Raw genomic sequence first — 19,017 nt, 5'->3', positions numbered from 1 at the left:
CTCACCTCCACCTTCTCCCCCGGACGACCGTGACGTCCGTCCCGGCCCCCGCCGGGGGGGCCCACCGGCCCTCAGTCCTCCCGCCGGCCCAGAGGTGCCGGAGCCGCCGGGCGGCTACCTCCGCCAGGAAGAACAGGAGGGCCGCCCCGAGGAAGAACGGCCAGACATCCCGCGGCTGCCGGCTGAGCCGCCGATTCACCCCGAAGACCTCCTCCGCTTTCTCCAGGAACCCGCCCCCCGTCAGGGAGGTGAGCTTGGCCAGGAGGGCCTGGTTGATCCCGCTGCTCCGGTGCTCGGGAGAATAGGGGAGGACGAGGCTCCCGATCTCGGAGCCGATCATCGCCCCCTGCCGCCGCTGGGCCACCCCGATCAGGTACGCCCCCTGCTCCTCCGCCGCGAAGGTTCCCTCGTACTGCCCCGGCCCCACCTGCTTGAGGGGAATGACCAACCGGCCCTGGTCCGGGCCGACGATGCCAGCCTCCGCCTCGATGAAGTTGATGAACTCCCCCTGGGAGCTGGCCGCCTCCAGGCTCACGATCCCCACTCCGTCCCGGAAGGCCACATGGGTCACCACGTCGGCCCGATCCTTGGTCCGGAGGGTCCAGCGGACCATCTGCGCCACGAAGCGGCTGAAGGGGGGCCAGCGCAGCCACAGGACCCCCCACTTCGCCTTCAAGTCGGACGTGAAGGCGGCCGCCCGGCCCACTCCGAAGCGCCAGGCGGCCAGGACCGGGTCCCCCTGCGGCGAGCCCAGGAGGACCTCCGCGGTCAGCTTGGGGGTCGTGGCCACGTACCCGCCCAGCGGCGGGACCTCCCGCCAGTCAATGTTTCGAAGGATCTCGTGGTGCCCGTGGGTGAGGACGGGCCGGAACGGGCGCTCGATGATGGCCGCCTTGCTGGCCAACTGCGCCTCCAGCGTGAAGATCCGGGGGATGCTCTGGGGGTCTTCGGTGAAATAGAACCGGCCGCGCCCCCACCGGCTGATGTCCCGCATGAGCCGAACATCGGCATCCCGCCCGATGGCCACGGTGGAGACCGTGATCTTGTCTTTGGTCATCCGGCGGATGAGGCCCCCGAAGTCGGCGGCGGCCGACTGCCCGTCCGAGAGGACGATGAGGTGCTTCAGGAGCGCGTCCCGGGCGTAGAGGGTCTCGTAGGCCTCCTTGAGGGCCGGGAACATGTCGGTGCCGCCCCCGGACTTGATCGAGCCGATCTCGTTGATGATCCGGTCCTTCTTCTCCGCCTGGCCCATGGGGATGACCCACGCGTTGGCCGTGTCGAAGGCGACCACCCCCAGCTCGTTCCGCTCGTCCAGGAGCTCCACCACGAGCTGGGCGGCCTCCTTCGCCAGGTCCAGCTTGGTGAATCGGTCCACACTGGTCTCCATGCTCCCGGACCGGTCAATGACGAGCACCACCGCCAGCGAGGGGACGTCCAGCTTCTGCCGGGCCTCCATGGTGACCGGGAGCGCCTCCTCCACCGGGGTGTGGAAATAGCCGCCTACGCCAAACGATTCCTCCCCCCCCAGCATGAGGAGGCCGCCCCCCTGGTCCCGCACGTAGGTGCGGATCAGCTCCATCTGCTGGCGCGAGAGACGGAGGGAGGAGACGTTGCTCAGGATGACGCCGTCGTAGGCCAGGAGGGGCGAGAGGTCGCGGGGGAATCTGGCCGGATCCACCAGGACCGGGTCCATCTCCTGCGCCTTGAGCGCCCCCAGGAGGTGGCGGGCCTGCTCCGGATCCCGATCCACCAGCAGGACCTTCGGCTGCCCGCGGACGGCCACCACCCCGACCGCGCGATTGTTCTCCTCGAGGGTGTCTGTCCCGACGTCCAGGGCGGCCTGGTAGACGTGGAACCCGGTTCCGCTCAGGCTTTGCCGGTAGCCGAAGACATTCTTCCCCGGCTCCAGCTCCACCTTCTGACTCCCCACGAACTTCCCGTCCCGATACAGGCTCAGGTGACCCGAGGCCGCACCGGAGGCCCAGGCCACCACGCGCACCGCGAACGGCTCTCCGCGCTTCACCTCCCGGGGAAGGACCATCCGCTCGAGCAGGACCTCGGCGTCCCGCCAGCCCCCGATGGGCCTGACGTACAGGTCAACCTCCCGCTCCCGGGCCCGCAGGGCCTCGGCCATCGCGTCCCCCCGGGTCTCGTTGCCGTCGGTCAGCAGGACCAGCCGGTGGGCCCCGTCCCGGGGAAAGGCGGCCAGGCCGAGGGCGAGCGCCTCCGCCAGGTTGGTTTGGCGGCCCGCCTCTCCGCCGGGCCGGAGAAGGGGGCGCGCGCCCCGATCCAGCGGCAGCTCCACGCGGGCGGTGTCGGCGAACGTCGCCACGCCTGCCCGATCGTCCTTGCCCATGGTGGCGAACGCCTGCCGGACGAACTCCCGGGCGCTGAGGCGCTCGCTGTAGGGGATGCTGTCCGACTCATCCAGCAGGAAGAGGACGTTCAGCCGGTCCCCCGGACGCTCCACCTGGGGGAGGAGCAGCGCGGCGAAGCAGAGGGCGGCCACCGCCCCCCGGGCTGCCAGGGCGAGCGGGGGAACCGGGCGGGCCGAGCGGGAGAAGAGCCATGTCTCCCCGAGCAGGAGCACCAGGGCCAGGATCACCAGGAACGGCCAGAGCTCCCGGTAAACCTGGAAGGCCCGCGCCCCCTCCCCACCTCCGCCCCCCGGAGGCAAGCGCAGCCGGGGGGCGAGATCGCTCTCCTCCTCGTCGATAAGGTTGGCCGCCACGCGTTGCTGCCACTCCCCCGCCTGCAGGAGGTAGATCCCCGCGGTCACCGTCTCCGAGAGCGCCACGCTGCCCCCCATCACGGGGACGTCACGAGTGGTTCCGTCGGGCGCCGTGACCCGGACGCCCGTCACGCCCGGCGGCACCGCCACGCTGAGCGGATGGCCCGTGGCGGCCTGCAGCGGGAGATCCTCGAGACGCGTGGGATAGAGCCACCGGAGGGCGTTGCTGAGGAAGAGCGGGAAGGCGGCCCGCAGGGGGAGATCCGACCGGAGGGGGTCGAAGCCGACGAAGACGATGCGCGATCCACCCTCCTCAAAGGCCAGGGCCAGCGGGGTGAGGGTGGACTCGATGAGGGTCCGGCTCCCCGCAAGGGGGCGGACCCGCAAGGCTTCCTCGATCAGGATCTGGGAAAGATCCAGAAAACGCATGGCCGGGTGGCTCCGATCCCAGTCGACGACCACCGGATTGCGGATCGTTCCCGCCACCTCGAGGGGGGTATTGCCGGCCGCGGTGTTCACCAGAACGTAGCGGCCCCGCTGGAGCAGGGCGGGGGCGGCCCCATCCAGCACGACGACGTCGTGGTCGCCGGGATCCCCACTGAAGAGGGGGGGCAGGGTGGTCGTCAGCTCCACCTGGGGGTCGGAGCGGAGGGCCTGCTCGAGGAACAGGTTGCCCGAGGTCACCAGGAGGACCCGCAGCGTCCGGGGCGGCGGCAGGAGGGCCCAGCCCCGGTTGTCCACGGCCAGGGCATCCCCCACCTCAGCCGTCACCTCCAGGGCTCCGCCTCCCCGGTAGCTGAAGGGGACGATGAGGGACCGGCGGGTCTGGGGCGGGAGCGTCACCTGCTGGCGGCTGAGGCGGGTCCCCTCCAGGGTCACCACCAGCGGGAAGGTCACGGTCTCCCGGCCGGTGTTGGCCAGAGCGACGAACAGCTCGTGCTGCCCCCCCGAGTAGTAGTTCTTCCGGACCCGGAGCCCGGTGATCGCCACGTTCGGGGCCGCCCCACCCACCGCATGGACCCGGAGGTCCACGGTGCGGGGCAGCGGCGCCAGCCCCTGGCCACTGGCCTGGTCGGTGAACACATGGACCTCCGTCGGTCCCGCCCCCTCGGCGAAGGCCGCTGCGAGGCGCAGCGCCGCGGCCATGTCGGCCCCCGCGTCGTGCGGCCGGAGCCGCGCGAGGCCGGCCCGGAGTTCACTCCCCTCCCGCGTGAGGGGAACCGCAACCGTGGGGCGGGGCCCGGCCTCGATGAGAACGGCCTCCTCCCCCGGGGCCAGGCCGTCCAGGACCGCCCGCGCCTCCCTCAATCCCCGGGCGAAGCGGGACGGTCGCTCGTCCGTCGCCTGCATGCTGGCCGACGTGTCCACGATCAGGATCGCCCGGCCGAACCCGGTGCTCCGAGTGAGCAGGCCGGGCCGGGAAAGGGCAAGGGCCAGCGCCATGACCAGCAGGATCTGGAGGAGAAGGATCAGGGGCAGGCGGAGTCGCCGGAAGAGCGTCCGGCCCTGCGGTTCGCCCGCTGGCAACACCCACAGGAGGAGGCTGCTGACGGTGGCCTCCATCCGGCGGCGACGCAGCGTGTACAGGGCCAGGAGGAGCGGCACCCCCAGGAGAAAGAGGAGGCCCAGGGGGTTGCCGAAGGTCATGCCAGGACTCCCCCGTGGGTCAGGTGGGTCAGGAGGAGATCTTCAAGGGGGAGCGCGGTGCTCACGCGGAAGTAGTCGGCCCCGCTGCGGCGGCAGAAGCCCTCCGCCCGGTCGCAGAGGCTCCGCAAGTTCTGCAGGTAGCCGCGGCGGGTCTCGGGGGTCAGGGCAACCTCCCGCCGCTCCCCCGTCTCCGCGTCGGTGAGGACGAAGTCCCCTCGCAGCGGAGGGTCCAGCTCGGCCGGGGCCAGGAGGTGGATCACGACCAGGTCGAAGCCCCGCCCCAGGAGCGCGGCCAACCCCGTCTCGAAGCCCCCGGGGTCCAGGAGGTCGGTGAAGAGGACGGCCAGTCCCGGCGATCGGGCGTTGCGGGCGTAGGTCGTGAGCGCGAGGTTCAGGTGGGTCTCGCCGTTCGGCGTGAGTCCCCCCAGATGCTCCAGGACCGTGAAGATCTGCGAGCGGCCGCGCAAAGGCCGGGAGAGGGAGGTCAGGCCCTCCCCCAGGATGCCCAGGGCGGCCCGCTCATGCCCGGACAGGGCGACGTAGGAAAGGGCGGCCGCAGCGCGGGCCGCGTAGGTGAGCTTGGAGGGCTCGCCGAACGCCATGGATCGGCTGGCATCCAGGAGGAGGTGGACGCACAGGTCCTCCTCCTCGATGAACAGCTTCAGGACCAGGCGATCCAGCCGGCTGAAGATATTCCAGTCCAGGTACCGGAGATCGTCCCCGGCCGCGTAGGGACGGAAGTCATGGAACTCGACCCCGCTCCCCCGCTTCGGCCCGCGGCGCTCCCCCTTCCCCCGACCCCGCATGTGCTTGCGGGAGACCAGGGTCAGAATCTCCAGCTTCCGCCGGAACTCCGGCTGAAAGATCGTGCGCGGCACTCGCGTCACCTGGCGCTCGGGGCCGTCCCTACCGCTCGGCCTCCAAGGCGTCGAAGTACTTCTTCACCTGCTCCCGGTAGTCGGGGGGAATGGGTTCCTTGGTGAGGGCCTCCTCCATCATTTGCCGGTACCGGGTCAGGATCTGGGTGTGGGGGAGCCGGGAGGCCCCGCGGTCCCCACGCCCCACCAGATTGGTGTTGTACGATTCGGTCGATCCGTCCCGCGTCTGGCCCCTCAGGGCCGTATCCACGCTCCCCCCGCGCAGGCGGGGCGTCGCAAGGCCCCGGGTGTTCGGAGAGGGACCGGTCCCGGGCAGGGAGCCCGCGTTCCCCATCCCGTCGTAGTCCGACTCGAAGCCGTCCAGGGCCTCCCCCCCGTCCTCGCCCCCAAGGGGCGGGAGCCGGCCCGTCCCCTCCAACCCTCCCTTCTCCCGGCCGCGGGTCCCGTCCCCGCCCTCGTCCCGTTCCCGGAGCCGGGAGAGCGCCCGCTCCAGATTCCGGAGGGCGTCTTCTCGGGAGCCGCTCGGGTCCCCCTCGAACTCCCCCGAAAAGTCATCGGCGTGCAGGCCGCTGCTGCTGCCGCGCCGGCCCATCCGGTCCATCTCAGAGAGGAGCTGTCTGAGCTCCTCCGTGGAGAGGTCCTTCAGGGACCGCTCGCCGAGCATCTCGCGCATCCGTCCCACCGCCACCTGGTAGGGCGTGCGCGTGAAGTCCTGCTTCAGGTCGGGAATGGAGCCGGGTTTTCCGAGCAGCTTGAGGCGATCGTCCCCCTCCCGGATGAAGGAGCCGAAGTCGGGCCGCCGGCCGGAAAGGGGCGTGTCGCGGAACTCGGCTGCGCCCTCCCCGCCGACGTGGGTGGGCGGGACGAAGCTCTGGCTCATTCCCCGGTCCCGCGGCCTCACCGCATCGGCCGGGACGGGCCCGGCCACGCGGGGCGGCTCCGGGATCCGCCGCTCCGCGGCCGGCTCGTCGCCCGCGGCCACCGGCGTCCCGGATGTCTCCACCGGGAACGCCCGGTCCCACGGAATGGGTGGAAGGGCGAGGAGGAGGACCGCCGCGCCGAGGGCGGCGCCCGCGACGGTCAGGTCGCGACCCCGCAGGTGAAGGGGGAGAGCGCGGCGGACATCGGGCGCGGTTGCCGCGGCCTCGGCCAGGGCCGCCAGCTCGACCGGGCTCCGCTCCGGGCGGCGGGCCAGCTCGATCCCCGTGGCCAGGCGGTCCTGCAGGCCCAGTCGGCCATCGACGACGCGCGCGGCGTCGAAGGCATCGAGCCGGCGGAGCAGGCCCAGGGCGAATCCGCCGACGACGCCGAGGAGAGCCAAGGCACCGAGCAGCGGCGGACCCGCCAGCGGCAGAAGGGCACGGGCGAGGAGGAACGGGAGGCTGAAGAGGAGGCAGACGGTGAGGCCGCGAACGGCCAGGCGCAGCCCCCGGAGCATCCGGATCCGCCAGCAGGCTGCGCGCAGCCGCGCTCGCATCGGTGTGAACTCCTCTCTTCTCCTACGGGGAGCCCCCGCGCCAGGCCCGACGGATGAGACCACCCCCGAGCACCAGGTCCGGCTCCTCCGCATCGTAGAAGGCGGCCACCTGGCCCGGTGAGACCGCCCGGAGGGGCTCGTCGAATCGGACGACCACGAGTCCCGCCTCCCCGGAGAGCAGGGTGGCGGGCCGCGGGGGCTGGCGGTAGCGAGCGGCCACCAGGGCGCGCCGCGATCCCTCCAGGCGCTCAAACGGGATGAAGGTCACCGCACCCACTTCCACCGTATCCACGAGGAGGTCTTCGGGCTCTCCCACAACGACCGCGTTCTCCGTGACGTCGAGCGCTACCACGAAGCGGGGGGGGCCTCCGGCGAGGCCGAGGCCCCGGCGCTGTCCCACCGTGTAGGCGCCAAGCCCACGATGCTCCCCCAAGAGCCGCCCGCACCGGTCCCGGATGGGACCGGGTCGCGCCGCCTCTGGGGCGCGCTGCTTCAGGAACGTCCAGTAGTCCTTCCCGGGGACGAAGCAGATCTCCTGACTCTCGGCCTTCTCGGCCACCGGCAGTCCTCGGCTGGTGGCCAGCGCCCGCACCTCATCTTTGCGAAACTCCCCCACGGGCATCAGGGCGTGCAAGAGCTGGGCCTGTGTGAGGCCGCAGAGAAAGTAGGCCTGATCCTTCCGGGCATCCCGCGCGCGGCGGAGGAGGGCCCGCCCCGTGGCGGGGTCCCGCCCGATGCGGGCATAGTGTCCCGTGGCTACTTTCCCGGCCCCGAGCCGCCGGGCGGCCGCCAGGAGCGACCCAAACTTCACGTGCTGGTTACAGGCGAAGCAGGGGTTCGGGGTCTCGCCTGCGAGGTAGGCGGCGGTGAAGGGGGCGATGACGGTCCGGTCGAAGATCGGCTCGTGGTTCAGGACGTAGTGGGGAATCCCGAGGTGCCGGGCGGTGAGGCGGGCGTCGTCAGCATCGCGCGCGGTGCAGCAGCCATGGGTGAGGGTCCCACTCCCCTCGCGGGGCGCGAGGCGGAGGGTCACGCCGATCACCTCGTACCCCGCCTCCCTCAGCAGGGCGGCAGCGACGGCTGAGTCCACGCCCCCGCTCATCGCCGCCACCACCCGGTCAGCCATTCGTGGCTTCCGCCTGCGGGCGGCGGCCTGCCTTACCCCGCCCGCCCGCCCCCCTCCGGCTCCGGCCCCGCGCCCACCTCGGCCTCGGCCATCAGGCACGTCCCGTTGAACACCGCTCCATCGGCGATGACCAGCGACGGGGTGGTGATGTTGCCCGAGACCGCGCTGGAGGCCAGGAGCTCCACCCGCTTCCTTGCCCGAATGTTCCCCACAATGCGGCCGCTGTTCACGACGGTCCCGACCTCCACCTCGGCCTTGAGGAATCCGGGTTCCCCGACGATGAGGAGGTCATCCCCGACCACCTCTCCCTCGACGTGCCCGTCGATCCGGACGGTTCCCTGGAAGGAGAGAACGCCCTTGAACTCGGTGCCCTCCCCGAGGAACGCCTTGATCTCTGCCGGCTGCACCGTTCCCCGATCCTTCCCCACGGCGACACCTCTTTGTCGAGGCGCAAACGCGGCCACCCGAGGCGAAAATTGCGCGCTACGCTAACACACTTGCCCACCCCTGTCAAACGCCAGCGGACATTTCACTTGTCAACAACACCGCGGAGCGGCGCAGAAAGGCGATGCGGCGATCCCGATCGTCACAGGCCAATCCCGTTGCGGTTCGTACCGGCGTGAAGGGGGGGGCGCGCTGGCCTCTCCCGCGTGAGTGGACGTGACCGCGGCGATCCTCTCCGCGTCGCGGGCACTACCCGGGGGTCTTCTTCAGGCGCTCCCGGAGGAACCGCTCGAGGCGCTCCCCGAGCTGGGGCGGGATCTCCTCGCAGGCGACCTCACGGATGAGGCGGGCGGTGGCCCGATAGGTCCTCAGGAAGTTCAAACAGGGCGGGCAGTCGGCCAGGTGCTGGTCCAAGTCCCGCGCCACTTCGGGGTCCAACTGCCCCTCCAGGTAGTCGGCCAGCAGATCGACCAACTCCTTGCAGGTCGTCATGCCCGCGCCCTCCCCGCCTCGAAGTAAGCTGCCAGCCGCGCCCGCAGGGCGAGGCGCGCCCGGTGCAGCCGCGATTTGACCGCCAGCACCGTCGCCCCCAGGATCTCCGCCACCTCCTGGTTGGCGAGGCCCTCGATGTCCCGGAGGACGACGACCGCCTTGTAGTCCGGGGGGAGCGCCTCGATGGCCTCCGCCAGGATTTGCCGGCGCTCGACGGCGAGGAGCTGGTCCTCCGGCAGCGCCGACCAGTCCGCCACCGGGCGGGTGAAGGAGCCGTCGGGGGCGAAGACGGTCCCCTCCTCCTCGACGGGCAGGTGGGGCTCGGGCCGCCGCCCCCGCAGCTTCATGAGGGCCGCGTTGGTGGCGACCCGGTACAACCAGGTGCTGAAGGCCGCCCGCCCGTCGAAGGCCCCGATCTTGCGGGCGACCGTCAGGAAGACGTCCTGCGTCACCTCTTCCGCGTCCTGTGGATTGCGGGTCAGGTTCATGGCCAGCCGGTAGACCTTCCCCTGGTAGCGTTGCAGGAGGCCGCCGAAGGCCTCCTCCTCCCCGCCCTTCAGGCGCTCCACGAGTTCGGCGTCCCCCGGGTGCGCCTCGAGATGCCGCGTCATATCCCCCAGCTCCTCTCCCCGGTCTCTCTCGCCCCCGGCGCGTCGCGGATCTAGGCCCCCGACCTGCCGCAGACGGCCTCTACCAGGCGCGTCAGGTCCTCGTCGGAAAAGTAGTGCAGTTCGATGCGCCCGCCCCGACCCGCAGGGATGATGGCCACCTTGGTGGCCAGGCGCTGCCGCAGCCGATCCTCCAGGGCGCTCACGTGGGGGGAGAGACGCGCCGCGCTGAGCCTGCGAGGGACAGGGCGGGCCTTCAGGCGGCGAACGAGGCTCTCGGCCGCCCGAACCGTCAGGCCGCGCCTGACGATCTGTTCCCGCAACCGGAGCTGTTCCGACGCCACCTCCAGGGCCAGGAGGGCCCGGGCGTGGCCGGCCGTGAGGGAGCCCGCCGCCAGGTCCTGCTGGATTCGGGCGGGCAACCGGAGGAGGCGAAGCGCGTTGGCCACGGATGAGCGATCCCGGCCCACGCGCCGGGCGACCTCTTCCTGGCTCAGCCCGAACTCCTCCGTCAGCCTGCGGTAGACCTCTGCCTCCTCGATGGGGTTGAGGTCCTCGCGCTGAATGTTCTCGATGAGGGCCAGCTCGAGCATCTCGCTGTTGCTGACCTCTTTGATGATGGCCGGGATCGTTGCGAGTCCAGCCATCCGGGCTGCCCTGAACCGGCGCTCACCTGCAACAAGCTCATACCCGTCATTGGTTTGGCGTAAGATGATTGGCGCTAGAACCCCGTGGGAGCGAATTGATCCAGCAAGCTCTTGTAATTTATTGCCATCAAACACTTTTCTCGGCTGATGGCCAGACGGATGGATGGCATCCAGCGGGATCTGTCTGATCCCATGCTCCTCCGTCCCCGCAGACGGGATCAGGGCCTCAAGACCCCGGCCGAGGGCTTGGCGCTGAGCCATGAATCACCTCCTTGGCGAGCCCGAGGTACGATTCCGCACCCGCAGATCGGATGTCGTAGAGCAGGATCGGCTTCCCGAAGCTCGGCGCCTCGCTCAGGCGGATGCTCCGGGGGATGACCGTGGCGAAGACCCGGCCCGGGAAGTTCCTCCGGACGTCCTCCACCACCTGCCTGGCGAGGTTCAGCCTTCCATCATACATCGTGAGCAGACCCCCCTCGATCGCGAGTTCCGGGTTCAGAGATTTCCGGACGAGGCGGATCGTCTCCAGGAGCCGGCTCAGGCCTTCGAGCGCGTAGTACTCGCACTGGATCGGGATGAGGACGGAGTGAGCCGCCGTCAGCGCGTTCACGGTGAGGAGCCCAAGGGAGGGGGGACAGTCGATGAGGAGAAAGTCGTAGTCGGGAACCACGTCCGCGAGCGCCTGCTTCAGGAGGCCTTCTCTTCCCGGCCTCCCGACCAGCTCCACCTCGGCGCCAATGAGGTCGGGCCGGGATGGGAGAACCTCCAGGGTGTCCAGGGCGGTTTTCAGGATGGCGTCTCTCGCCCGGGCGCTCCCCATGAGGACTTCGTAGGTGCTTGCCCCGGCAAAGTCCTTTCCGACTCCGACGCCAGACGTGCTGTTGGCTTGAGGGTCGATATCCACCAGGAGCGTGCGTTTCTCGGCAGCCGCCAGGGAGGCTGACAGGTTGACCGTCGTCGTCGTCTTGCCGACCCCTCCTTTTTGGTTCGCCACCGCGATGACGCGCCCCAAGACCACCTTCCCCGGGAGGGTAGCATCCTCTGGGCATCGAGACGCTCAACCTGGAGTTGACGCAAAGTACCACAGTCCCGCTGGGCTGGAAAGGAAAAGCGATGGGGGACTATGTTTCACGTGAAACATCCCGAGGTCTCAGGACGGCTACGGTCTCCTCCGGGAGTAGGGTAGTGGCAGGAAGATGCTTCAATTCCAATAGTTGGCCTTCAGGAGGCCCTCCGCCTGACAACTCTGCCACTCGCCCTTGAGGAATGACCAGGATACCCCCGGGGGCGAGGAGGGGGACGAGCAGATCGATGGCTTTCGACAGCGGTGCCAGGGCCCTGGCCGTCACAACGCGGAAACTCCCGCGAAGGGAGGGCTGCTCCCCCAGGGCCTCAGCCCTGGCCCTCAGACAGGAAATTCCATCGAGCCCCAGCAGGCGAATGGCATGGATCAAGAACGTGGCCTTGCGCCTGGACGCCTCGATCAGGGTAACCCTCAGGCCTGGCCTGGCCACCTTGAGCGGGATGCCGGGAAAGCCGGCCCCGCTCCCCACATCAGCAAGCGGGACCCCCTCTTCCTCGGGCAGGAAAGGCAGGAGACGCAGCGATCGCAGGATCCCCTCGCGCACGACTCGCTCCGGCTCCCTGAAGCCGGTCAGATTGACCCGCTCCGTCCAGCGGCCGATCTCCATGGCGTAGAGGAGGAGTTGCTGGATGGGGGTGTCCCCCAGGGGAAGGCCGATCTCCCGGAGACCCTGGGCCAGCAGGGCGGCCAGGGCGGAACCGCTCATCCCCGCTCCCAGAGGAGGCGGCCCTTCTCGAACCGGAAGGCCGCGAGCCCCTCGGCCCTGAGGGCGGCGAGATGCCCCTTGATGGTGCTGAGATTCAGATGGTACGCCTCGAGGGTAGGTTGCAGGCCGAGCAGGTCGGTCACCCGCGCCGCGACCTCCTCGGCGAGACCGGGGCTCCCCAGGGCACCCAGAACCGCCCTGCGGGTCCCCTCCAGGTTGCGGCGGTTGGCTTCAAGCAGCGCCGGACTCTCGGCCGTCGGTGGCCCATGCGACGGAACCGTGATCCGAGCCGTGATCCCCCCCAGGAGATCCAGCGTCTCCCGGTGTCTCCTCGGGTCATAGCAGTACACTACCTGGTGCTTGGCGAGGGCCTCCTCCCCGAAGAGCGCGTCGGCGGCCAGGAAAACGTCGTCCACCTGAAACGCGTACTGGTTGATCGAGTGCCCCGGGGCCGGCACCGACCGAACCGTCAGGCCGGCCAGCAGAAGATCCCCGTCGACGATCCGGTCCACCCGGCTTGCCTCGGCCCGCAGGAGCCGGCTCGTCAGCTCCGCGGGGGGCGCGGCCCCGAACAGATAAAAGGGCTCCAGGTCCGGGTACCGGAGGATCGCCTCCTCCTGGGCGGGCGCGTACACCTCGGCGGCCGTCCGCTTCAGAAGGAAGGCGTTCCCCCCGAAGTGATCCGCATGGGCGTGGCTGTTCACGATGGCCACCAGCTCCCCGCCCAGCCCCTCCACCGCTCGGAGGACGCGGCGGCCGGCGTCTGCCGTCAGCCCGGTGTCCACGGCGACGCAGGCCCGCCCCTCCCGCAGGAGGAACATATTCACGGGACCCGGCAGGAGGAACACCCGGTCCGAGAGGGGAACCGGCTCGCCGGCCATGGGGCGCCCTACGCCTCCGCGGCGGCAGGCTTCCGGACGAACCGGTTCATGTAGTGCTGGTGACCGATCTGGAGGACGTTGCTCCCGAGCCAGTACAGGACGAGGCCGGAGGGGAAGCTCCAGAAGAGGAAGGTGAACAAGGTCGGCATCATGTAGAGCATCATCTGCGCCTGGCGGGGGTCCCCGGCGGTGGGGGTCATCTTCTGCTGGACGAACATGCTCGCCCCCATCAGAAGGGGCAGGACCCGGACCGCGACCCCCTCGCCCACAAATGGGACGGCGAAGGGGAGGACGAAGAGGGTGTCCGGGGCCGAGAGGTCATCGATCCACAGGGCAAAGGGGGCCCGCCAGAGCTCCACCGAATTGCTCAGGGCGTTATAGAGCGCAATGAAGATGGGGATCTGGACGAGCATCGGAAGGCATCCCCCCAGGGGGTTCACCCCGTGGCGCTTGTACAGCTCCATGGTTTCCTGATTGATCCGCTGGGTGTTGCCCTTGTGCCGCTCCCGGATCGCGGCTATTTTGGGCTGCAGCGTCTGCATTCCCTGCATGGACTTCAGGCTCTTCTGGGTGAGGGGCAGGAATGCGACCTTCTGCAGGAGGGTGATGATGAGGATCACGACGCCGTAGTTCCCCGTGAAGCTGTACAGGAACTTCATCAGGTAGAGAGCCGGGCGGGCCAGGAAGTCGAACCAGCCCAGATCCACTAGCCGGTCCAGGTCCTGCCCGAGGTCCCGCAGCCGCTCCACCTCTTTGGGTCCCCCGAAAACGTGCACCGCCAGGGTCCGCTCGGCTCCCGCCGGCAGCGCCGTCCCGGCGAAACGGAGCGCCGCCACCGGTCGGTCCCCGACCCCCTTCTGGAAGACCGCCGCCGCGCTTCCCCCCACCGGGACCAGCGCCGCGGCGAAGTAGGTGTCCTGAACGGCCACCCAGGCCACCTCCCCCTTGTGCTCCACCTCCCCATTCACTTTCGTGACGTCCTCCGTCACGCGCTTGCCTCCCACCAGGGCGACCGCCTGGCCCCGCTGCGTCGCCCCATCCTTTGCCGTGCCCCGGAAGCCGGGTCCCCACGCGACCCGCAGGTTCGGGGTCGTCGCCCCTGCGCCCGTATTGATCAGCCGCAGGTCGAGATCCACCTGATACTTCCCCGGGTGAACGGTGAGTCGCTTCTCGAGGATGAGCCCGCCCCCCTCGGCGGTTCGGAAGAGGACCGTCTGGGGCTCCCCGGGCACCCCGCTCGGGCGACTCACCACCTCGAGCAGCTGGTCGGGTCCCTGGCCCCCCTCCACCCACGCCGCAAGGGAAAGTGGGGGTTCCCCGGGCGCGCGGGCCGGGGCCAGGTCGAGCGGCTGGCCGGCCTCATCGGTGTATTGTCTGATGCGCCAGCTCAGCACGGCCCCGCCCTGGTTGGTCAGGGTGATCTGCAGGAGATCGGTTTCGAGCCGGATCTGCTCCTCACGCTGGGGCTGCCGTACGGCGACCGGGGGGCGGCGGGGAGGCGCGGGGGCGGCGGGCTTGAGCCCCGTCGCCGGTAGTGCCGCCGGGGCCTCCGCGGACTTCTCCCCTTTCGGGCGCGGGGGCCCGGGCGCGAAGAAGACCTGCCAGGCGATCAGGATCAGGATCGCGAGGGCGCTCGCCAGGAGGGCGCGCTTCTCCATGTCGCCCACGGAGGGCCTCCTTCCGGAGCGCTCGGCGTTACCGCGCGCGCCCGATGCGTCGCGAGGGGACGGGGTCGAACCCGGAGGCGCCGAGAGGGTGGCAGCGCAGGAACCGCCGCAGGGCGAGCCATCCCCCCCACCAGAGCCCGTACCGCCCGATCGCCTCTCGGGCGTACGCCGAGCAGGTGGGCAGGAAGCGACACGCCGGCGGCAGCGCCGGCGAGATCCAGGCCTGGTAGAGGGCAATGAGCCAGGCCGCTACTCGAGCGGGAAGGCGGCTCACCCGCCTCCCTCCCTTCTTCCTCCCGCCGGGCCCGCGGCCACAGCGGCTCGGAAGGCCTCCGCAACCGCCCGCCGAAGGGTGACGCCGGTCAGGGCACTGAGATCGCGGGTGACCACGACGACGAGAACGGTCCCGGGGGGGAAGCTGTTGCGGTGTCGGCGGAAGTGCTCGCGAAGCGATCGCTTGATCCGATTCCGGACGACGGCGGTCCCGGCCCGCCGACTGACGTTCAGGCCCAGGCGAACGTCCCCCCGCCCCGAGGCGGCGACATGGAGGACGAAGGGGCCCGAGCTCAGCCGTCGGCCGGCCCTCAGCGCGCGACTGAAATCCGCCGCCTTGAGGACCCGCGCCGCCCGCGGGAACCGTTCCCGCCCCCGCTCCCCGGGTGTCAGACGGCCAGGCGCCGCCGCCCCTTGGCCCGCCGCCGCTTCAGCACGTTCCGCCCCGCGGGGGTCCTCATTCGCTCTCGGAACCCGTGCGTGCGTTTCCGCTTGCTCCGATTTGGCTGATAGGTTCGCTTCATTGCACTCTCGAGACTCTCGCCGGAGGGAGCTGTCACCACTTGCGCGGCAGCGGGTCACGTTAGCGGCGGCCTGCGGTACTGTCAAGCGCAAAGCTCGGCGCCGCGGGAAAAATCCTTTTGCCACGCGCTCGGCGCCTGTGCTATTCTATCCAATTAATGTCTTGGTTCGAAGTGCGTGAAATCTCTAGCGCTGTCTCGCGTGGCGGCGGTGGCTAGGCGCCAGGGCGATACTATTATAACATCATGATTATAAACGTAAAAGATCGTTATCCACAGATGTGGATAAGGGTGTGCGTAACTGGCGGTCGCTCCCGCCCGGATTTTTCGCGGAGTTAGGTCGCCAGCGCCTCGGCTTCGCCGCTCACGCTCGGGGTGTTCTCGTGCGACGGTCCGCGATCCTGTGGACAAGGCTCCGGGCGGACCGTCTGGTGTCGTAGGTTTCGTGCGGCCGATCCAGCACGCGCCGCGAATCCACAGTGCCCCGACGCTATGCCGGCCGCGGGCGCACAGCTTATCAGGCGTCTCGAGGTGAACGGTGGCGCGGCGGTCCCTTGTTCTGCACGGAATACACAGCCCTTCTCGTACTACGCCTTTGTTCCTTCTGATTGATGAAATCGGGGGAGTGGAGTTGGGTGGAACGTGGATGAGGGAGGCGAGCGCTTCATGATGCACATTCGAGTTCAGCGGGGAGACTTCCTCTCCATCCTCGCTCAGGTTCAGGGGGTGGTGGAGACGAAAAAGACGCTCCCGATTCTTTCCCACCTCCTCCTCGAGGCGGGCGAGACCGGACTGAGCGTCTTCGGCACCGATCTGGACGTGGGAATCCGGAGCGCGATCCCCGCCGAGATTCTCACGCCCGGGGCGATCGCCCTCTCTGCCAAGAAGCTCTACGAGATCATCCGGGAGCTTCCCGAGGCCCCCGTGGAGCTCCGAGTCCAAGAGGAGCTCAACGCGGAAATCACCTGCCAACGGTCTCGCTTCAAGGTCAAGGGTCTCCCGAAGGACGAGTTCCCCGCGCGCCCGGAGATTACCGGGGAGGGCGGCCTTCGCATGTCGCCCGATACCCTCCGGAGCATGATCCAGCGCACCGCGTTCGCGGTCTCCACCGACCAGACGCGCTATACGCTGACCGGGGCGCTCCTGCAGGTCACGCAGACAGAGGCGCGGATGGTGGCGACGGACGGCCACCGGCTCGCCATGGCGCGCGCCCCGCGGGAGCAGGTGACGGGCGACGGGCTCACGGAGGCCCTCCTCCCCCGGAAGGCCCTCCTCGAGGCGGCGAAAGCCCTGCGCGACGACGGGCAGGAGATCCGCCTGATCCCGCTGGGGAACCAGGTGGCCTTTGACCTCCGGGGGACCCTGCTGGTCTGCCGCCTCATTGATGGCCAGTTCCCCAACTACCAGCAGGTCATGCCGGCGGTGCAGGGCCGGGGGCTGACGGTGAAGAAAGAGGAGCTCATGGGCGCGCTGAAGCGCACCTCCACCATCATCGGCGACCGGACGGCCCCAACCGTGCTCGACTTCAAGCGGGGGCGGCTGACGGTCTCGTGCGTCAATCTGGACCTGGGGGAGGCCCGGGAGGAGGTGGAGGTCCAGCACGCGGAGAAGGACCTGACGGCGGGGTTCAACGCCCGGTACATCCTGGACTTCCTGGCGGTGGTGGATGAGCCGGAAGTGAGCATCCACCTGAACGATCCCCTGAGCCCCGCCCTCTTCCGCCCGCTCCAGGGGCAGGACTACAGCTGCGTCATCATGCCGATGCGCATCTAGGCGCAGACGGATCATGGCCGCGTGGGGATCGAGACGCTCGTCATTCATGACTTCCGCAACTACGCCCAGGCCGCGGTGGAGTTCCCGCGACCTGTGACGGCGCTGGTCGGGAGGAACGCGCAGGGGAAGACGAACCTGCTGGAAGCCCTCTACGTCGCGGCGACCCTCCAGTCCTTCCGGAGTTCCAGGACCGAGGACCTGGTGCGGAGGGGGGCGGAGGGATTTTTTATGCGCGCGGTGCTTGGGGGCCCAGCTGGGCCGCGGACCGCGACGGTTCAGGGAGGCGCGGGACGGCTGGCGGCCGCGGTGGACGGGCGGCGGCTCGCGGGTGCCGCGGAGTTGCGGAGCCTGGTCCCCGCGGTGGTCTTCTCCCCCGAGGACCTGATCCTCGCGGGATCGGGGAGCGAGCCCCGGCGCCGCTACCTGGACCGCCTGGCGGCGCTCGCCCAGCGGGCGGGTCACGGCGACGACCTGCGGCGGGCGCGGCGGATCACGGAGCAGCGCAATCGGCTCCTCCGGACCCGCGCGGCGGAAGCCCTGGACCCGTGGGATCAGCAACTGGCGGCGACCTACGCTCGGATCGCCGGGCGGCGCCGGCAGGCGGCGCTGGCGGTGGCGGCGCGGCTTCCCGCCACCTACGAGCGGCTCGGCGGACCAGGGGCGGCGGCGTGCGCCTACCGTCCGGCGTTCGGGGTGGAGCCGGAGGCGGACCCGGCGGCGGCGCGGGAGCAGATCCTGAAGGCGCTGGCCCGGCGGCGGGGGGAAGAGGTCCGGGCGGGCGTGAGTCTGGTCGTGCCCCAACGGGACGAGGTGGCGCTCGATCTGGACGGGCGGCCGGTCCCGCAGCAGGCCTCCCGGGGGGAGGCCCGGCTGCTGGCCCTGGCCCTGAGGGCGGTGGAGCTGGAGCTGACGCGGGCGGCCATCGGCGAGCCGCCGCTCCTGCTGCTGGACGATGTGCTCTCCGAGCTCGACGGGGTCCGGGTCGGGAGGGTTCTGGACTTCATTCGGGGGGGAGATCAGGTCGTGCTGACCGCCCTGGAGACGGCCGGCCTCGGCGAGTGGAGGGCGGGCGCGACGGTCTACGAGGTCGCGGACGGGCGCGTCGAGCGCCGATAGGAACAGGGACGGAGCCGAGGAGCCTATGACGACGGAACGGATCGCGGAGGGGGCCGAGCAGCCCCCCGACTATACGGCCGAGCAGATCCGGGTGCTGGAGGGCCTCGAGGCGGTGCGGACCCGGCCGGCCATGTACATCGGCGGGACGGGAGCGGAGGGGCTGCACCACCTGGTCTACGAAGTCGTGGATAACAGCGTGGACGAGGCGCTCGTCGGGCACTGCACGCAGATCGAGGTCACGGTCCACCTTGACAACAGCGTGACCGTCGTGGACGACGGCCGGGGCATCCCGGTAGACGTGCACCGCGAGACGGGGCTGCCGGCGCTCGAGGTGGTCCTGACCAAGCTCCACGCGGGCGGGAAATTCGACAACAAGGCCTACAAGGTCTCCGGGGGCCTGCACGGGGTGGGGGTGTCGGTGGTGAACGCCCTCTCCGAGTGGCTGGAGGTGGAGGTCCACCGGGAGGGGAAGGTGTACCGGCAGCGCTACGAGCGCGGCAAGCCGGTGACGGCCTTGGAGGTCATCGGGAAGACGCGGCGGCACGGGACCCGCATCCGCTTCATGCCCGACGGACAGATCCTCGAGGAGCGAACCTTCAACCTGGACACCCTGGCGAACCGGCTCCGGGAGCTGTCGTTCCTCACGAAGGGCCTCCGGATCACCCTGACGGACGAGCGCACCGACGAGAAGCGGGAGTTCTTCTACAAGGGGGGGATCGTCTCCTTCGTGGAGCACCTGAACAAGAACAAGACGGTCCTCCACCCGAAGCCCATCTACATCGTCCAGGAGCGGAACGGGGTCCTGGTCGAGGTGGCGATCCAGTACAACGACGGCTACACGGAGAACGTCTTCGCCTACGCCAACAGCATCCGGACCACCGACGGCGGGAGTCACCTGATCGGGTTCAAGGCGGCCCTCACCCGCACCCTGAACAACTATGCGACG

The 19,017-nt window shown here is 69.9% G+C and carries 17 protein-coding genes; 3 read left to right on the top strand and 14 right to left on the bottom strand.

The window, feature by feature from the left end; all coding sequences use genetic code 11:
* Position 1: 1 nt before the first annotated feature.
* From VGT06_02745 to rpmH, 14 genes are all read right to left on the bottom strand, one after another.
* Positions 2-4,378 (bottom strand): VWA domain-containing protein, encoded by a 4,377-nt coding sequence (locus VGT06_02745; protein HEV8662053.1) that lies wholly within the window; start codon positions 4,376-4,378, stop codon positions 2-4.
* Positions 4,375-5,256 carry a DUF58 domain-containing protein gene (locus VGT06_02740; protein HEV8662052.1) on the bottom strand — a complete coding sequence of 294 codons (882 nt, stop codon included), beginning with the start codon at positions 5,254-5,256 and terminating at the stop codon, positions 4,375-4,377. Before VGT06_02740 ends, VGT06_02745 begins: the two co-directional genes overlap by 4 nt.
* 28 nt (positions 5,257-5,284) lie before the next feature.
* On the bottom strand, positions 5,285-6,733 hold the full coding sequence (locus VGT06_02735) for a hypothetical protein (GenBank protein HEV8662051.1): 1,449 nt from the start codon (positions 6,731-6,733) through the stop codon (positions 5,285-5,287).
* Positions 6,734-6,755: 22 nt separating this feature from the next.
* Entirely contained in the window at positions 6,756-7,859 is a 1,104-nt protein-coding gene (gene mnmA, locus VGT06_02730) for a tRNA 2-thiouridine(34) synthase MnmA (GenBank protein ID HEV8662050.1), read from the bottom strand.
* 32 nt (positions 7,860-7,891) lie between these two features.
* Positions 7,892-8,287 (bottom strand): polymer-forming cytoskeletal protein, encoded by a 396-nt coding sequence (locus tag VGT06_02725; GenBank protein ID HEV8662049.1) that lies wholly within the window; start codon positions 8,285-8,287, stop codon positions 7,892-7,894.
* Positions 8,288-8,552: 265 nt separating this feature from the next.
* The gene (locus VGT06_02720; GenBank protein ID HEV8662048.1) at positions 8,553-8,795 is read right to left on the bottom strand and encodes a zf-HC2 domain-containing protein; all 243 of its coding nucleotides are present in this window, start codon (positions 8,793-8,795) and stop codon (positions 8,553-8,555) included.
* Positions 8,792-9,406, bottom strand: coding sequence for a sigma-70 family RNA polymerase sigma factor (locus VGT06_02715; protein HEV8662047.1), 615 nt, complete (start codon positions 9,404-9,406; stop codon positions 8,792-8,794). The genes VGT06_02720 and VGT06_02715 overlap by 4 nt, the downstream gene beginning before the upstream one ends.
* A 50-nt stretch (positions 9,407-9,456) precedes the next feature.
* Positions 9,457-10,311, bottom strand: a complete 855-nt coding sequence (locus VGT06_02710) for a ParB/RepB/Spo0J family partition protein (GenBank protein HEV8662046.1) — start codon at positions 10,309-10,311, stop codon at positions 9,457-9,459.
* On the bottom strand, positions 10,277-11,062 hold the full coding sequence (locus VGT06_02705; GenBank protein ID HEV8662045.1) for an AAA family ATPase: 786 nt from the start codon (positions 11,060-11,062) through the stop codon (positions 10,277-10,279). The genes VGT06_02710 and VGT06_02705 overlap by 35 nt, the downstream gene beginning before the upstream one ends.
* A 109-nt stretch (positions 11,063-11,171) precedes the next feature.
* Positions 11,172-11,840, bottom strand: coding sequence for a 16S rRNA (guanine(527)-N(7))-methyltransferase RsmG (rsmG, locus tag VGT06_02700; protein ID HEV8662044.1), 669 nt, complete (start codon positions 11,838-11,840; stop codon positions 11,172-11,174).
* Positions 11,837-12,721: an MBL fold metallo-hydrolase gene (locus tag VGT06_02695; GenBank protein HEV8662043.1), complete on the bottom strand. Its 885-nt coding sequence runs from the start codon at positions 12,719-12,721 to the stop codon at positions 11,837-11,839. The genes rsmG and VGT06_02695 overlap by 4 nt, the downstream gene beginning before the upstream one ends.
* Positions 12,722-12,729: 8 nt before the next feature.
* On the bottom strand, positions 12,730-14,379 hold the full coding sequence (gene yidC, locus VGT06_02690; GenBank protein ID HEV8662042.1) for a membrane protein insertase YidC: 1,650 nt from the start codon (positions 14,377-14,379) through the stop codon (positions 12,730-12,732).
* Positions 14,380-14,416: 37 nt separating this feature from the next.
* Positions 14,417-14,662, bottom strand: a complete 246-nt coding sequence (gene yidD / locus VGT06_02685; protein HEV8662041.1) for a membrane protein insertion efficiency factor YidD — start codon at positions 14,660-14,662, stop codon at positions 14,417-14,419.
* A 388-nt stretch (positions 14,663-15,050) separates the two neighbouring features.
* A complete protein-coding gene (rpmH, locus tag VGT06_02680) occupies positions 15,051-15,185 on the bottom strand; it encodes a 50S ribosomal protein L34 (protein HEV8662040.1) in 135 nt (44 codons plus the stop codon).
* A gap of 663 nt (positions 15,186-15,848) precedes the next feature.
* Here rpmH and dnaN point away from each other — a divergent pair.
* The 3 genes from dnaN to VGT06_02665 form a co-directional block, all read left to right on the top strand.
* On the top strand, positions 15,849-16,955 hold the full coding sequence (gene dnaN / locus VGT06_02675) for a DNA polymerase III subunit beta (protein ID HEV8662039.1): 1,107 nt from the start codon (positions 15,849-15,851) through the stop codon (positions 16,953-16,955).
* Positions 16,956-16,976: 21 nt separating this feature from the next.
* Positions 16,977-18,071, top strand: a complete 1,095-nt coding sequence (gene recF, locus VGT06_02670; GenBank protein ID HEV8662038.1) for a DNA replication and repair protein RecF — start codon at positions 16,977-16,979, stop codon at positions 18,069-18,071.
* Between the two features lie 25 nt (positions 18,072-18,096).
* On the top strand, positions 18,097-19,017 hold a 921-nt coding region (locus VGT06_02665), incomplete at its 3' end, for an ATP-binding protein (protein HEV8662037.1).

This window comes from Candidatus Methylomirabilis sp., from assembly GCA_036000645.1.
Taxonomy (GTDB): domain Bacteria; phylum Methylomirabilota; class Methylomirabilia; order Methylomirabilales; family JACPAU01; genus JACPAU01.
The sequence above is the reverse complement of the archived record's forward strand: the minus strand, read 5'-3'. Positions and strand labels throughout refer to the sequence as shown.

Bases quoted from the DNA above. Each gene is read 5' to 3' on its own strand.
- VGT06_02745 (HEV8662053.1), bottom strand. From the start codon at position 4,378: ATGACCTTCGGCAACCCCCTGGGCCTCCTCTTTCTCCTGGGGGTGCCG.
- VGT06_02735 (HEV8662051.1), bottom strand. From the start codon at position 6,733: ATGCGAGCGCGGCTGCGCGCAGCCTGCTGGCGGATCCGGATGCTCCGG.
- mnmA (HEV8662050.1), bottom strand. From the start codon at position 7,859: ATGGCTGACCGGGTGGTGGCGGCGATGAGCGGGGGCGTGGACTCAGCC.
- VGT06_02720 (HEV8662048.1), bottom strand. From the start codon at position 8,795: ATGACGACCTGCAAGGAGTTGGTCGATCTGCTGGCCGACTACCTGGAG.
- VGT06_02715 (HEV8662047.1), bottom strand. From the start codon at position 9,406: ATGACGCGGCATCTCGAGGCGCACCCGGGGGACGCCGAACTCGTGGAG.
- VGT06_02710 (HEV8662046.1), bottom strand. From the start codon at position 10,311: ATGGCTCAGCGCCAAGCCCTCGGCCGGGGTCTTGAGGCCCTGATCCCG.
- rsmG (HEV8662044.1), bottom strand. From the start codon at position 11,840: ATGAGCGGTTCCGCCCTGGCCGCCCTGCTGGCCCAGGGTCTCCGGGAG.
- VGT06_02695 (HEV8662043.1), bottom strand. From the start codon at position 12,721: ATGGCCGGCGAGCCGGTTCCCCTCTCGGACCGGGTGTTCCTCCTGCCG.
- yidC (HEV8662042.1), bottom strand. From the start codon at position 14,379: ATGGAGAAGCGCGCCCTCCTGGCGAGCGCCCTCGCGATCCTGATCCTG.
- rpmH (HEV8662040.1), bottom strand. From the start codon at position 15,185: ATGAAGCGAACCTATCAGCCAAATCGGAGCAAGCGGAAACGCACGCAC.
- dnaN (HEV8662039.1), top strand. From the start codon at position 15,849: ATGATGCACATTCGAGTTCAGCGGGGAGACTTCCTCTCCATCCTCGCT.